The sequence below is a fragment of the Streptomyces sp. NPDC090088 genome (assembly GCF_044747345.1).
Classification (GTDB): Bacteria; Actinomycetota; Actinomycetes; order Streptomycetales; family Streptomycetaceae; genus Streptomyces.
The window spans coordinates 421,272-434,735 of sequence record NZ_JBIVDZ010000011.1; the positions used below are offsets into that span (position 1 = coordinate 421,272).

The following is a 13,464-nucleotide window of genomic DNA, read 5'->3' on the forward strand; positions in this document are numbered from 1 at the left end:
ACGCACCTCACACTCGCGCCCGCGGCCCCTGAATCAAGCCCGTTTCGCTCCGTTGCTGTGACTGAGCGCGATAGGTGGCCCGGATGGACAACTTCGACGCTCAGTTTCGCTCTGGAGTGGAAATCGCCTTCGATGATGATCACCTCGACAGCGCCCCCTCACGATCGAACGCTTGCTCGGGCACGGCCGGCCATGGCTCAGTCGGCCCCGTAAGAAGGGTCAGCTGTTGGCGATGATCTCGTTCACGATCCATGCGCCGAGTTCTTCGGTCATGGTGGTGTGTGCTTCGTTGCGGCTGGCGCAGAGGAAGGCGTCGAGTTCGCTGGTGTCGGGTGTGATGGGCTTGTAGAGCGCGGTCTGGTTGTCGATTTCGCCGGCGGCGACGGCGCTGATGCTGGGGATGAAGCAGGACGTGGGGATGCCGTTCTCGTCCACGGGCCATGGCCGTTTGAAGCTCGCTTCCCGTCTTACTGGAGATCGTTTCCCGGAATCGTGCCGCCAGACGGCAGTTTCGTACGCGTCCGGCGGTCACCTCGATGCTTTACGCCTCGTCGTCGATCCAGTCTCGGGCCGGTCCCACGCTCACCTCCACGAGGTTGACCCGCACCCCTGGGATGTCCTGGTGGGCCGGTCGTGCTTGGAGCATCGCGGTCAGGGCCAGGCTCAGGCCGTCCTCGTCGCCCACGGGGTGTACCCGCATCAGCCTCGATGGCCTGGGATCCTGGGCGAGAACGTGCTGCACGTCCCACAGGCGAGCACCCGTGCGCCGGCTGCGGGCGACCGCGGCCGGATCGACGACCGTGCAGCGGAAGGTCACCGTGACGGGGAAGTCCCAGTCCTTGCCGGACGCCGTCAGCTCCCAGTGGACGGACACATGCTTGGGACGGACATCGACCAGGGTCACGACGCTGCACCGTGTGGGATCGGCCGTCTCGGTCGTGTACGCCCCCTCGACGACGTGTACGAGTACCTGACCGCGCCCGGCGATCAGTGGATGGCGCCGCTCGCGCCACGCGCTCCACCGCCACCGAGGGCGCAGCTCGCGGTGGCGGACGATCGGATATCGGTCTGTCACGCGGACCGCCCCATGGTCCTGCTCAGTACTGCAGGGCCGTCGCCACGTCCTGTCCGATGCGTTCGACGGTGGCGAGGTCGAGCCCGTAGTGCACATAACGACCGTGGCGCTCCACCTGGACCAGGCCCAGGTCGCGCAGGGTGCGCAGATGCCGCGCGACCTGCGGGCGGGTCATCGACAGCCGGTCCGCCAGGTCGGCGGTGGTCATCGCCTGGCGTGCGATGAGGCGGCACAGGCGTACCCGACGCGGATCGGTGAGCGCCAGCATACGGCTGCGCGCCAGGGTGACGCCGATCCCTGGGACGTCGACGGGAAAGTGCACGACGGGGGGCAGTCCCGGCTCGTCCTTCACCAGCAGGTGCGGGGCGCCGTACCGGGTGGGGATCAGCAGCAGGGGCGTACGGGCGGGGCTGATCACCGCGTGGTGCACCTTGTCGAAGACGACCCGCGCGGGGCTGTCCAGACGGGCGCTGGACGGGCTGAGCGAGAGCAGCGCTGCCATGGGCCCCTCGTCCGCGAGTCGTTGGCGCACCCGGTGGGCAGTGCGGGACAGGACGGGCTCGGTGCGCGCCCACAGGTCGTCGAAGTAGACGCGGCGGCACAGGTCGAGGAAGTCGAGCACGTCGGCGCGCAGGGACTCCGGGTCGCGTAGCAGGTCCTCGGCGAGGGCGGAGTGCGGATCCGGCAGTCCGGACGCGGTCTGGCGCAGCGCACGCGCCTGTGCCGGGTCGTGGAGCACCCGGCCGAAGTCGAAGGCGCGGTAGCCGCTGGCGCAGGTGTACGCGGTGAGTTCGGCGAACCGGTCCACCGTGAGTTCCGTCGGGGGCGTCTGGAGCCCGGGGTAGAACCCCCGCCAGCGCAGCGCGGTCCACAGCGGGGCGAACCGTCCGAGGCCGGCCCGGAAGGCGGCCGGCCCGGCGGCGATGGTCCGCTCGGCCCAGGCCGCGTGCTCGGTGTGGTGGCCATGTCCGGTCAGCACATGCAGGCTCGCGGCCAGCTCGGCGGGCGGGTACACGGTGACCGTGAACCGGTCGGAGGCGGTACCTTCCAGGACGATCACGACCGACATGAGCGGGAGTGTACGGCGCTTTCACCCCGCCGCCCCCTCGAACTCGGCCCGCGCAGCCGCCAGCACCTCCGGCTCCGTGAGCAGTGCGGCGACCACCTCGGCGAGCCCGGTCGCCGCGACCTGCGTGCGGTCGTGAGCCAGCGGCGTCGCTGCGGCTTCCCGCATGGCCTCGGAGTGTGCGGGCGTACCGGCGTCGGCGATCTGAACGTAGGGGTGGATGACCGGCATCAGCTGCGAGAGGTTACCGATGTCGGAGGACCCGGCGGGGCCGTCGGGGTCGTAGGGCCCTATGCCTGCGCCCAGCGCGCGCACCGTCGCCCCGAACCGCTCCGCGAGAACGGCGTTGTTGCGTCGCTCCGCATACAGCGGCCCGGTCTCGGAGACCTCCGCCTGCGTCTGCGTGGCGAGCGCGGCCCCCGCCGCTGCGGCCCGTACCCGCTCCACCAGCGCCGCGGCCGACGCGGCCGTACGGTCCCGTACGTACAGGTCGACCGCAGCATGCGCGGGGACCACGTTGGGCGCTTGACCGCCGTCGACGACGATGCCGTGCAGCCGGGCGCTCGGCGGGACGAACTGCCGCAGCGCATCAAGGGCGTTGAGGAACAGCTGGGCGGCGGCCAGCGCGCTGCGCCCCTGCCACGGCGACACCGAGGCGTGCGCGCCGACCCCGGTGAACTCGACCCGCAGGTGCGCCGCCGCGAGCCCGGGTCGACCGGTCAGCCAGCGGTCCCCCGGATGGAACATCACCGCCGCGTCCACTCCGTCGAAGACCCCCGCATCGGCCAGACGCACCTTGCCCGCGCCCCCCATCTCCTCACCCGGGGTGCCGATCACCGCGACTGTGCCCGGATGCGCGGGCAGCGCCCGTACGACGGCCAGGGCCGCCGCCACCCCTCCGGCCGCGATGAGGTTGTGACCGCAGCCGTGGCCGACACCCGGCAGCGCGTCGTACTCCGCGAGCACGGCGACGCGGGGTCCCAAGCGGCTGCCCTCGTGCAGGGCCACGAAGGCGGTGTCGAGGCCGTCCACGGGGGCGGTCACCGTGAAGCCCGCCTCGCCGAGCCATCGGGTCAGCACCTGCCGGGCGTGGAACTCGGCGAACTTCAGCTCGGGACGCGCGTGGATGGACAGGCTGACGGCGTCCATGCGGGGCCGCAGCACGGCCAATTCGGCGGACAGCGCCTTCACAGAGGGCGCTTTCAAGGATGACATGGGACTCCCCTCGTACGACGCACGGAGTGACGTGCTTTCAGGTATGACGAGCCTGCGGCCGGGCACGAGCGCGTTGCCGCCGATTACCGCGCCCCAGGCAACCCTCACCGACCGGACGAACGGCCGGGTATCCATGAACACGACGTGGGGACGGCGCAGCCGATCTACGCGACACCACGAATGTCACGATCGGCGGCGGGAACACAGTTGAGTGCGGCTCCTCCTGAGCGAAGTCGTGACCTCACCGCGCCGAATCCGATCCGCGGGGACACGGTGCGGTCTCATGCCGGAAAGGGCGGCGATTCGGCGTACGGCGCAGGGAACTGGATGGCGATGGGATCTGCTGCTGATGGGCATGGCCACGACTGGTTCGCGCCACAGTGTCGCCGCTGTGAAGGGCTGGCTCGGCGGGGTCAGGCTGCCAGTTCCGCCACGTCGATGAGGTCCACTGCGGTTGCGATGATCAGTGCTCGGCCGGTGTTGCAGGCGGTGAAGGCGAGTGTGCGACTCAGAGCGGGCGCCGCCGTCCTGGCGGGGTGGGGAAGCTCGCTCTCGTAGATCTGCTGGGCGCTCATCGCGGCCAGTAATGCCCATCCGGTCCATTCCTGAGCCAGGGTGGAGCCTTGTGCGACGGAAATGTCGATGAGGTTGCGCAGTAGCTCACCGAGCTGAGTCCGGACCCGCCGAACAGTATCCTCGCCAACACGATCGGCCGGCATCTCCGTGGACTGCCGGTCGAACGTGATCCGGTCCACGACCAGATCGCTGGAGGGGCGTGGTCGTCGGGTGGCGGCAGTGCCGGGTTGGCGTGGGCGCGGGAGATCAGTTCGTAGTTCATGGCCTCCAGCCACTGCGCAGTGGCACCATGGCTTCGTCAGCCCAGTCCGGCTCGGAGTCCATACCAACCATGTCGGGAACCAGATCCCGGGTCACACCGGGCAACACCCCGGCGAGACCCTCCTGCGCGCTGATCAGACCGCCCGGCGCGGAACTGAACTCGACTTCGGGAAGCCTTGGCCGGTCCGTCGAGCATGTCGAAGTCCTCTCTCACCGCATGTGGTCTTACCGTGGGCGCCGACTCACATCACACCTGCTGTCCTGTCCCGTGCTGGGAGGATGGGACGGGTATGCGTATGGTTCGCCGCGTGGGCAGGGGAGGCGTTCCACGGCTGCGGCCGGTCGTGATCGCGGATGCGCATGATGCGGTGCCGCGGGTGTGGTGGTCCGCGGATGCCGTCGATGAAGTCGACGGCGGTTCTGTTCGTCAGCCTGACGCTCCAGGCACTGGCGCAGGCTGCGGCGCATGAGAACGAGGACCGAGGCCGTTCAGGCCGCGTGGCCGCATCAAGGCGTCGGCAGTCACCCTGGCAGCCGCCTGAAGAGCAGCGCGCTGCCACTGCCGTCCGTGGCTTCGCAGGTGAGAACGGGGTCCGCTGGTAAGTGAGTTCGGGAGCCAGTTACTGCCTGTCGGAGCATGAAATGTATGCGAGTTTTGAGGCCACCTGGAGGGGGCCGGCTCCTTCTTCGGGCCGTGATGACGGCCGCCCCGCGTCCCGGGGCGGGGTCGTTCGTCCTCGGCTTCGCCTGCGGCGCTCCACCTTGATCCGATCATTGTGGCAGCAAACATGGCGCCTGCCGAGGGAAGCGAGAACGGATCAGCTTTCCAGCATGCCCAGGGCCCCGCCCAGGATGCCGGCCAGTCCCCCTCCGGCCTGGATCCATCTGTTTTTGGTCGGACCCGCCGGGGCTCCGAGGAGACACACCACCAGCAGCAGAGTCCCGCCGACAACGAAGAACCAGTCGCCGAACGAGGCATGCCAGCGGCCGAAGGAGCGGAAGCGGCCCAGCGCGACTGCGACACTCATGACGACGAGGAGTACGAGGTAGAAGGCGTCACCGGTCGGCATGCGGTTCGTCAGACCGTCCGCCAGCGAGCTGAGTACCACCAGCGAGGCGGCCACCGGGGTCACCGGCATGGCCCGTCCGGTCCACCACGGCACGACGAGGCCGATGCCGCAGGCGAGACCGAAGCAGGACATGAGGACGGCCGTCGCGTTGTTCCGGGCCACGCCCCTGCGGATGAGGGACGGCATCGCCAGGAACGACACCAGCAGGCTGATGGCGATAACCCACTGTGCGATCCACAAGAGGGTGTTCAAGGCCGGGACCTCACTTCAACTCGCCTATTTTTGAAGGAGTTTGGAGGATCTGGTGGACTGAAACAAGGCCCGGCCCCGAGCAGGTGCGCCTTCGAGAGGGCGGCAAGCGAGTTGACAGGTGATTTATCGCCACCTGAACGCGTGAGGTTGCGGCATCACAACTGGTCAGCGGGCTCGGGCCCGCTGGGCAGAACCCCCTGCGCGCAGCGCAAGCCCCACAAGACTGACCTGCCCGACGAAGCAGCGGGCGCCGATCGAACCGGTGGTCGCCGACAGTATGGAAGGCCGTGCGCCCCTCGGCCAGCGGTCACCAGGGCCGGTACGAGATACGGGAGATCGTCAGCGCGCTCCCCGACCAGGGCCGCACCCGCTGCCAGTGTCCGTTGAGGATCTTGCGGACTTGCAGGTCAGGCGAGCAACGTTCACGGAGGGGAGCCAGAGCCGGGACAGTGCACGAGTCTGCGTCCGCGTCATGCCTCCGGCAGGCTCGCCGCCAGCCTGACGACTGCGTCGACCTGCCTGTTCAGCGCCACAAAATCCGTCGGCCAGCCCGCGTACCGCACGCACAGTTCCCGGTCGGCCATCGCCACCGACTCCACCTCCGACGGCAGGCCCAGTCGGTGTGTCTTCCGGTGGTGCACCCGTGCCGGCGAATGCTCCTCACGGAGGCGGACCAGGACCGTCATGTACCAAAAGTATTCCGCACTGGGGTCCTCGCTCATGGCGCAGGCGATGCCCACCTCGACGCCCTCCCGGTGGCCCACGGCCAGCAGTGTGCCGCGGAAAAGCCGGCTCGCCGGCAGCTCCCACCCTTCCCCGTCGGTGGTGAACGCCGCCGGGTCGGTCTCGCAACGCCCCCCGTTGAGGCACGCCCAGGCGAGCAGGCACACGCGACTGCCCTCCCGCCGCTCCGCCTCGCGCTCTTCGTCGCCCAACGACGTGGCGGCGAGCAGAACACCGAACACGAGCGCGCCGGCGGGGAGGGGCACCATCCACTGCCACGGCAATCGCATGAACAACTCGACGACGAGGAGGAGCACCGCCGCGAACCCTCCACCGGCCGCACCCATCAACAGCGTGTCCCGCGTGTCGTCCGTAAGGCGCATGTCATGCAGTAGACCACCGTTTGTCGTCAATTACCCTGCCCTGGACGGTTGTTGTGCCGAGGCGCGGATGGTCGGGCAGCTTCGGGCCGGCGGTGCGGGCAGGGGGATCGGGCAGTTCCAGCAGCGCTCACCGGAATCAGCGCAGCGGCAGCAACACGCCCAGAGTTGACAAGAAGTGGCGGGGCAGGAACTCGACCACGTCGTGGTCGTCGAGAGCAATCAGCGGGCTGAGCATCACAAGATCCTTTCTCAGGGCGGGTGTTGTCGGTCATGGGCAGCGACGGATCGGCGGCGTGTGGCCGTATGTGGGGCAGCGGGCGCCGGAGGAAGGGTGGCGATGATCCAGCGCGGGGCGCTGCGGGTGCCGAGTGCCGGCGGCCGTCGGGTGCGGGCGCGCTGGATGTCGAGCGGGGTCGGAACCGAGGGCACGTTCGGTGTGACGGGCGTGAGCTGGGCAGCCTCGCGCAGCCCAGGAAGCATCTCTCCAGCGCGGCAGGGGCGCCGGGTCGGACACGCTCTGAGTGATGGCCTTCACCAGGGAGGTGGGGGTGTTGGTGGTGGCGTACCAGCGGGCGTATCCGTTCTTCGGTCCGCCTCACAGGTGTCCGCGGACCTTCCCGGCCGCGAGCGTGGCCAGCTCCTCCAGCAGCTCGCTTGACAGACCGTTCGGCGACACCGGCATCGACCTCACGTCGGCACCCTGAACATTGCTGTCGGCCACGGCGAGCGACACGCTGCCCAAGGTCTCGATCCGCTGATCCATCGTTGGACTCATCGGGTGCCTGCTCGCGGAGGCTCACACCTGGTTCATGGCACTCCCCTGAGACTCGTCAGGGCCACGGTGAACACCGCCGTCGAGGTCGGGTGCCGTCCGACAACGCCGTGCGGCACACCAGCCCACCAAGTTACCGGGACAGCAGGAGCATCCCGAACGTGCAGAACAACGACGTCGCGGCCAGGAGTGCGAACGCCACCCCCTTCTGCCAGCGGCGGCGTGCGGCGATGTGATCGGTGATCTGCGCGGGGCCCATTGCGGTTACGCCGTCACGGTGCCCGTCGCGGGCGGTCAGTGTGAGCGTCCCGCCGACTGCGGTGGCGCCCCCAGTGGCCAGGACGTCGGTGTCGGGCCGGACGACATCCTCGGTGACGGTGAAGCTGTTGGTGCTCGACCGCACATTGCGCTTGAGTGCGGCGGCGTCGACCCGGCCGGCCTCGATCAGGCTCGCCAGGTGCGGGCCGGGGTTGAGGGGCAGTTGCCTGCCCGAGGGCGGCGACGTGCACTCTTCGATGGTGCGTTCGACCAGGTCGTGTTCCCGGCCCGGTACCAGGCTGCGGGCGCACAGGCCCGGATCCAGCAAGACCGAGGTGGCGTCCGCGACCGCGACCGTGACCAGGTCGGGTTCGCAGTGGTCCTTGTAGAGAACACCATGGCAAGTACCGCTGTTCGAGCCCACCTCGTCGTCACGGGTAACTCGAACCCGGTACCAGACGCATGCCGAGCCCGACAGCGGAGCGGTCAACGTCCCCGCCGGGCCGGCCGTGGTACGACCGGCGATGGTGACCGGGTCGCGTACGCCCTGCAGCAGGTGCGGTTCGACCGGCCGCGACCTGTGCGGGAGGGTGTCCCACAACTGCACGAGACAGTCCCGCATCTGCGCCTCACCGCTACGCCTGACCATCAGCCAGAGCAGGCCGTACCCGCTGATCCCTGCGAAGACCAACAGAAACATTCCGGCCGCAAAGCGGTCCTGCGGGCTGCCTGCCGCTGCGGCGCGCAAGACCCCCTTCAGCGCGTCGAACGCCAGGATGTCCACCGCGCCACACTACCGGCGTGAGGATGGGCCACGTGTCGCGTGGGTCAGACACCGCTTGCCGAGTACGCGTCCCGGGGTGAATCGCAACAGCGCCTCGCGAACCTCGCGCCCCAGGTCATCACGACAGTCCGAGATCTCTACCGAGCGACGGACAACGGCCACCCGTCTCGTCGACCTTCGGGATTCCACCGCCTGCCGGCCCCCGCACCACCCAGGCGACCTGACACCGCCGCGCCACGACCTGGGCTTCGGCCTGCCCCGCGACGTGCACGCCCCTCCTCCCGCACCGAATCAGCACCGATTCCTCGGCGGAATCCCCACCAGTGACCACCCGTGACGTCCCACACATTCGGACACCACATCGAACACACCCCGAAAACGACAAAGATCCCGACCGATCATGAAGATCAGCGGGATCTCGCCAACCGCCCCCGAGCGAACTCAAGAACAGTCGTCGTGAGCGGGACCTGGGGATTCTCTGCCCTGCGCGTGGGCTGTCGGCACGGTCCTGGCGAACCCCGGTTCCCCGTGAGTCCCCGCGTGTTCTGGCACCAGAGTGGCGCGGTCCCTCGCCTGAGGTCTGGTGCTGACCGCCGCTGTCCGCGCTTGTCGATGTCAGCCGCTGGTGTCAGATCTCGTCCATGCTCCCCGGGCCTTCGACGCATTTCCCGCTCTCGTCCACTATGTAGATGACGTCACGGGTCCCCACCGCGCCCTCCGCCTTACCAGGCTCGGGGTCGATGAACGGGCAGACCGACTGCACTCCGCGGACAACGACCTTGTATGTCGTAGGCCACGCGCGTCCCTCGGTCCACCCCATGACGGAACCGCCGCTCTCGCCGGGCTTTCGGTCAGGTTCCCCTTCGACCACAACGCCGAGCTTCCCGCACCCTGGACAACCGAACACGTGGGCATCCCAGGCCGACTCGTTGACCACGTGCACCGGCAGCCCTTCGTCATCGGAACTCCCGCACCCAGTAACGGAGACGGCAACGATACCGAGCGCGACCAGCAGCGAAATACTCGGCCGCTTCATGCGCCGGCCGGACGCGGTAGACGAATGCACCAGCCACTGCTTTGTCCAGCGGGGTGTCGTAGCGGGGGTCGGTGATGCGGGTGCGGTTGCGCAGGTAGGTCCAGTCGGTCTCAGGGAGGTTCCAGTCGCGCAGTTGCTCGCGCCGGTGCTCGTAGTTCACCGCGTCGGCTGTGGTGGTGATGGTGTGGGCTATTGCGGCCAGTGCGCTTTGGTAGGCGTGGGGGTTGTCGGGGTGGTGGGTGTGGCCATCTGCAGGAGCCGGACAGCGGCGTCGCGGCGCAGGGCGTGATGGTCGGGTACGTCGAGGTCGGCGAGCGGGCCGGTCCAGTAGTCGGGGAGGTGCTGGGGGATGCGGGCGGGGTCCAGGAGCCCGACATGGGTGGCTGGTTGGGCGAACGAGCTGAGCAGGGCGCTCGCCCCGTACGTGGCGCGCCGTGTTCGGGCGGCGCCCTCGACCGCGCGGATCAGGGCCGGAGAGCAGTGGGGCAGCAGCGCGGGCAGGCGGGCCCATCCGACCCAGTAGGTGGCCGGGACGGCAGCGAGCTGTGCGATGACGTCGGCGGCATCGGGGTGCTTGAGAGCGTCAAGAGCGAGGACGGCCAGGGCGGCCGCGGCGGCGGGTTCCGCCGGAGGGTGGTCCTGGGCCCGGTTGACGTGGCTGTCCTGCATCAGCGGGCGCTCGGACAGCGGCCGGTTCTGGGCTGCCGCGTGCCGGTCCAGGGCGTCGTGGTGGACAGGGCCGACGGTCAGCATGTGCAGCGGTGCGGGCCATGCGCCGCACAGCAGCAGGCTGATCAGGCGCAGGTCGTTGTAGAAGACGGGCGCCGTAACGCGGTGGCCGAGCGAGGCGGCGGGTGCGCCCTTCGCCGTCGCGGCCAGGGCCGTGTAGGCGTGGCGCATTGCGGCGCTGGCGGGGGCGGGCGGGCCTGTGTGCGTCAGCTCTGCAGCACACCAGCGGTCCTGGGGCCGGCCGCGGTCGCATCGGCAGGAGGTGGGTGACAGGCGGGTTCGGGCGCGGGCACCAGGTGGGCGGGGCGTGGGGCCCGGTCGTCGCGGGGGCCGGCGGAGAAGGCCGGAGCGTGGCAGGCGGGGCATCGCCAGTGCAGGAGACGGCGGTGGTCGGGGCACCAGAACAGGTGCGGCAGGCGCCATGCGGCCTTCCAGACGGGCTGCTCGGCGGCGAGGCAGTCGGGGCAGTAGCGGGAGAAGGAGGTGAAGACCCAGCCGTCGTGCGCGATGGCGCTCTGGCGTCGGGGGCGGCCCAGGTAGGTGCGGCCGACCGGTGGGTATCCGGGGAACTGCCCGGCCAGGGTGAGCCGGTGGGCCTCGGAGACGGTCAGGCGCGTGGCCTGGGTGAGGAGGCTGAGGTGGTCGTCGTCGAGACGGACGAGGTGGGCGGTGGAAAAGCCCTTGCCGGTGGCGGTGGCCAGGCCGCAGCGTTCAGCAACAGCGAGCGGGGTGGTGGCGAGCCGGTCGGACAGGCGCAGGAGGTAACCGGGCAGGAGCTCGTCCGGGTGGGGGACGAGGCTGCGCGGCAGGTGGGTGTTCACGCTATTCCTGCGGCGGGCCCGCGGTCGTCGAAGGCGGTGTTGCGGCGCCGCACCGGCTGGGCTGCGGACGGGCGGTGGTTGGGGACCGGCGGGATTTCGCCTGCGCCGCCGTCGCGGCCAGCGGATCCGGCCAGGGTGAGGGGGAGGCTGTCGTGTCGACTGGCTGAACATCTTCGATCCCTACGACCCTGTCACAGCCGGTACAGGTCTGGCCGCTGTAGCGCTAGGCGTCACCGATGTCGCAGTGGACAATCAAGACGACCCTCATGCTTCCGGCCGGTACCTCGAGCAACAGGCCGTGGCCTTTGCCGTGCATGCCCACATTTCCAAGAACTAACTCTTGCGGAGCCCTGTGAAGCCATCGCCGTAGGGACTGCTGAACTTGAACTCGTGATGTCGGGTTCCTCGCGGGCTGACGTGCGTTAGATGTGGGCCCTGACTTGCAGCACAGGATGTCCGAGTGCGTCCCCGATGGCGGCCCTCCAATAAGAGCTTCATGCCCTTCGTCTGGTACCGCGTCGCCCTCGGCATCGTCATCATCGCCCTGGTCTCGGCGGACGTACTGAGCCCGCACGCGGCGGAGTCGGCGAGCTAGAGCCGGGTCGGTCGGCCTCCGGCCTGTAGTGCCGCGCCGTTTGAGAGACGTGGCCGGCAGTGGCCATCCGTCGTCCTCGTGGCTGAGCATGTGCGAGCGATCGATGGCGACGACGGGCAGCGGCTGCTGCCTTCTTCACATCGGTTCGCCGGTTGATCACGAACCCGATACTCACACGTGCGTCGGTGATCCGTTGCGCGGACCACTTGCGCTCACGGTGCCGGGACTGGATCTGCTCGATGACCCATGCCGGAGTCGCCTTCGGTCAGTCCCGCGGTGCGACGCGGATACGGTTCCCGTCCGGGTCGGCTGCGAGGAAGGTCAGTCCGAACCCCGCGTCATGAGGCTCGCGCAGGATCGTGACGCCCTTGGACTTCCACTGCTTGAAGATCGTGTCGATCTCGTCGGGTCCACTGTCGATGGCCAGGCACACCTCGCTGGTGCGCGGGACGTCCGGTGACAGATCCTCGAACTGGCCGGACCACAGACCGAGGTCAGCGCCTGGCCCGAGGGCGAAGGTGATGTATCCCGGCGTCTCGAACGAGGGCCTCATACCGAGGAGGCCGCCGTAGAAACGCGCTGCGGCGGGAGCGTCGTTCACGTAGACGATGGACACGACGGACGTGGTCATGGCTGTTCCTTCTCGCAGGTGGCAGGTGCGCGTCCATCAGCCTGGCCGGGATATGCGCCGTGTCCTGTCGCAATTCCTGAAAAAATCGGCGGGTGACCCCAGACCGCTTCTTCTCCCTGATGCTGCTCCTCGCATCGAGGAACGCCGTGACCACACAGGAACTCGCCTCGGCGCTCGGGGTGTCCCTTCGCACCATCACCCGGGACCTGAACTGGCTCCGCGACGCCGGTCTGCCGGTGACCGCGCAACGGGGCCGCCTCGGAGGCGTGACCCTGCTGCCCGGGTCCGGACTCGACCTCACGCGCCTCACACCGGGCGAGCGTGACCATCTGTCGCTCGCCGGGCTGGACGAGAAGCAACGCTCGGAGCTCAGCGCATCGGCCGAGAGCCGGCGCGCGCTCGCCAAGATCGCCGCTGCCCGGCCACGTCGGGTTCATGAACTCCTGCCGCTCGCCGACGTAGTGCACGTGGACAGCCGTCCCTGGCTCCAGGCCCCTGCTTCCGGCACGACTCCCGCTTCGCTGATCGGCCCGGTGCGGCGCGGCCGCCGGCTGCGGATCGCGTACGACAGCCCACGCGAGTCATGCCCACGCGACCTGGTCGTGGATCCCTACGGGCTGTTCGCCAAGGCCGGCATCTGGTACCTCGTCGCCGACCGCGCCCGGGTGCCACGGATGTACCGACTCGAACGGATCACGGCGTGGACAGAAGTCGGCCGGCCACGACGGATCCGCGAGAACCAGACCCTGGCCACCGTCGCCGCGGCGCTCGTTGACCAGTGGGAACACAACCACGCGGTAGAGGTCAGCGCCACCATCGACCACACCCAGATCGAGCGGGCGCGACGGATCCTCGGCCAACGGCTCGTCCACGACGGCCATGAGGAATCCGCCACCGGCCACAAGGTATTGATCCGCTTCCTGCACCTGGAGGACCTGCGGACACTACTGCCGTTCGGGAGCGCCGTCACCGTGCACGGCCCCGCCAAAGCCAGGGCTCACCTCAGCGACCTCGCCACCAGCCTTGCCCACCACTACGCGCCGTCACCAACGTCCGCCGGCAGTTGCGCGGTGACGTAGGACATCACGCTCGCGCGGGTCCAGCCGGGACTGACACTGCCGGAGACGCTCGACCACCTCATCGCACCTGACTCTGGAGACGACCGGTCCGCCGGGACGCGTACGGCTCGACTGAAGCCGGCCTGACCGGTCATGACG

15 protein-coding genes and 1 pseudogene are annotated in these 13,464 nt (G+C 69.1%); 2 read left to right on the forward strand and 14 right to left on the reverse strand.

The features are described 5' to 3' along the window. Positions 1-219 precede the first annotated feature (219 nt). The 13 genes from ACIPSJ_RS44155 to ACIPSJ_RS44215 form a co-directional block, all read right to left on the reverse strand. Entirely contained in the window at positions 220-435 is a 216-nt protein-coding gene (locus ACIPSJ_RS44155) for a hypothetical protein (protein ID WP_393814439.1), read from the reverse strand. Positions 436-541: 106 nt separating this feature from the next. Further along, positions 542-1,075 carry a hypothetical protein gene (locus ACIPSJ_RS44160; protein ID WP_401354692.1) on the reverse strand — a complete coding sequence of 178 codons (534 nt, stop codon included), beginning with the start codon at positions 1,073-1,075 and terminating at the stop codon, positions 542-544. Between the two features lie 22 nt (positions 1,076-1,097). Next, a complete protein-coding gene (locus ACIPSJ_RS44165) occupies positions 1,098-2,144 on the reverse strand; it encodes a DUF5937 family protein (RefSeq protein ID WP_401354695.1) in 1,047 nt (348 codons plus the stop codon). A gap of 21 nt (positions 2,145-2,165) precedes the next feature. Next, positions 2,166-3,347, reverse strand: coding sequence for an amidohydrolase (locus ACIPSJ_RS44170; RefSeq protein ID WP_401354697.1), 1,182 nt, complete (start codon positions 3,345-3,347; stop codon positions 2,166-2,168). Positions 3,348-3,769: 422 nt separating this feature from the next. Continuing rightward, a complete protein-coding gene (locus ACIPSJ_RS44175) occupies positions 3,770-4,111 on the reverse strand; it encodes a hypothetical protein (RefSeq protein ID WP_401354700.1) in 342 nt (113 codons plus the stop codon). 900 nt (positions 4,112-5,011) lie between these two features. Next, a complete protein-coding gene (locus ACIPSJ_RS44180; RefSeq protein ID WP_401354702.1) occupies positions 5,012-5,515 on the reverse strand; it encodes a hypothetical protein in 504 nt (167 codons plus the stop codon). A gap of 470 nt (positions 5,516-5,985) precedes the next feature. After that, positions 5,986-6,621, reverse strand: a complete 636-nt coding sequence (locus ACIPSJ_RS44185) for a hypothetical protein (RefSeq protein WP_401354704.1) — start codon at positions 6,619-6,621, stop codon at positions 5,986-5,988. 595 nt (positions 6,622-7,216) lie between these two features. Further along, positions 7,217-7,384: a hypothetical protein gene (locus tag ACIPSJ_RS44190; protein ID WP_401354706.1), complete on the reverse strand. Its 168-nt coding sequence runs from the start codon at positions 7,382-7,384 to the stop codon at positions 7,217-7,219. A gap of 142 nt (positions 7,385-7,526) precedes the next feature. Beyond that, complete coding sequence (locus tag ACIPSJ_RS44195; protein WP_401354708.1) at positions 7,527-8,435, reverse strand: hypothetical protein; 909 nt, start codon at positions 8,433-8,435, stop codon at positions 7,527-7,529. A 628-nt stretch (positions 8,436-9,063) separates the two neighbouring features. Next, a complete protein-coding gene (locus tag ACIPSJ_RS44200) occupies positions 9,064-9,378 on the reverse strand; it encodes a hypothetical protein (protein WP_401354710.1) in 315 nt (104 codons plus the stop codon). Positions 9,379-9,391: 13 nt separating this feature from the next. Further along, positions 9,392-9,631 (reverse strand): hypothetical protein, encoded by a 240-nt coding sequence (locus ACIPSJ_RS44205; RefSeq protein WP_401354712.1) that lies wholly within the window; start codon positions 9,629-9,631, stop codon positions 9,392-9,394. A gap of 29 nt (positions 9,632-9,660) precedes the next feature. Beyond that, positions 9,661-10,371: a hypothetical protein gene (locus tag ACIPSJ_RS44210; protein WP_401354714.1), complete on the reverse strand. Its 711-nt coding sequence runs from the start codon at positions 10,369-10,371 to the stop codon at positions 9,661-9,663. Positions 10,372-10,406: 35 nt separating this feature from the next. Then, complete coding sequence (locus ACIPSJ_RS44215; RefSeq protein ID WP_401354717.1) at positions 10,407-11,021, reverse strand: TniQ family protein; 615 nt, start codon at positions 11,019-11,021, stop codon at positions 10,407-10,409. Positions 11,022-11,502: 481 nt separating this feature from the next. Here ACIPSJ_RS44215 and ACIPSJ_RS44220 point away from each other — a divergent pair. Continuing rightward, positions 11,503-11,616: pseudogene (locus ACIPSJ_RS44220) on the forward strand (undecaprenyl-diphosphatase); the annotation flags it as partial. Between the two features lie 265 nt (positions 11,617-11,881). On the opposite strand, the gene ACIPSJ_RS44225 reads toward ACIPSJ_RS44220, so the two are convergent. Beyond that, the gene (locus ACIPSJ_RS44225; protein WP_359216829.1) at positions 11,882-12,247 is read right to left on the reverse strand and encodes a VOC family protein; all 366 of its coding nucleotides are present in this window, start codon (positions 12,245-12,247) and stop codon (positions 11,882-11,884) included. 92 nt (positions 12,248-12,339) lie between these two features. Between ACIPSJ_RS44225 and ACIPSJ_RS44230 the strand changes: the two genes are divergently transcribed. Further along, the gene (locus ACIPSJ_RS44230; protein WP_401354720.1) at positions 12,340-13,326 is read left to right on the forward strand and encodes a helix-turn-helix transcriptional regulator; all 987 of its coding nucleotides are present in this window, start codon (positions 12,340-12,342) and stop codon (positions 13,324-13,326) included. Positions 13,327-13,464 lie beyond the last annotated feature (138 nt).

Bases quoted from the DNA above. Each gene is read 5' to 3' on its own strand.
- ACIPSJ_RS44185 (WP_401354704.1), bottom strand. From the start codon at position 6,621: ATGCGCCTTACGGACGACACGCGGGACACGCTGTTGATGGGTGCGGCC.
- ACIPSJ_RS44225 (WP_359216829.1), bottom strand. From the start codon at position 12,247: ATGACCACGTCCGTCGTGTCCATCGTCTACGTGAACGACGCTCCCGCC.
- ACIPSJ_RS44210 (WP_401354714.1), bottom strand. From the start codon at position 10,371: ATGCGCCACGCCTACACGGCCCTGGCCGCGACGGCGAAGGGCGCACCC.
- ACIPSJ_RS44165 (WP_401354695.1), bottom strand. From the start codon at position 2,144: ATGTCGGTCGTGATCGTCCTGGAAGGTACCGCCTCCGACCGGTTCACG.
- ACIPSJ_RS44190 (WP_401354706.1), bottom strand. From the start codon at position 7,384: ATGGATCAGCGGATCGAGACCTTGGGCAGCGTGTCGCTCGCCGTGGCC.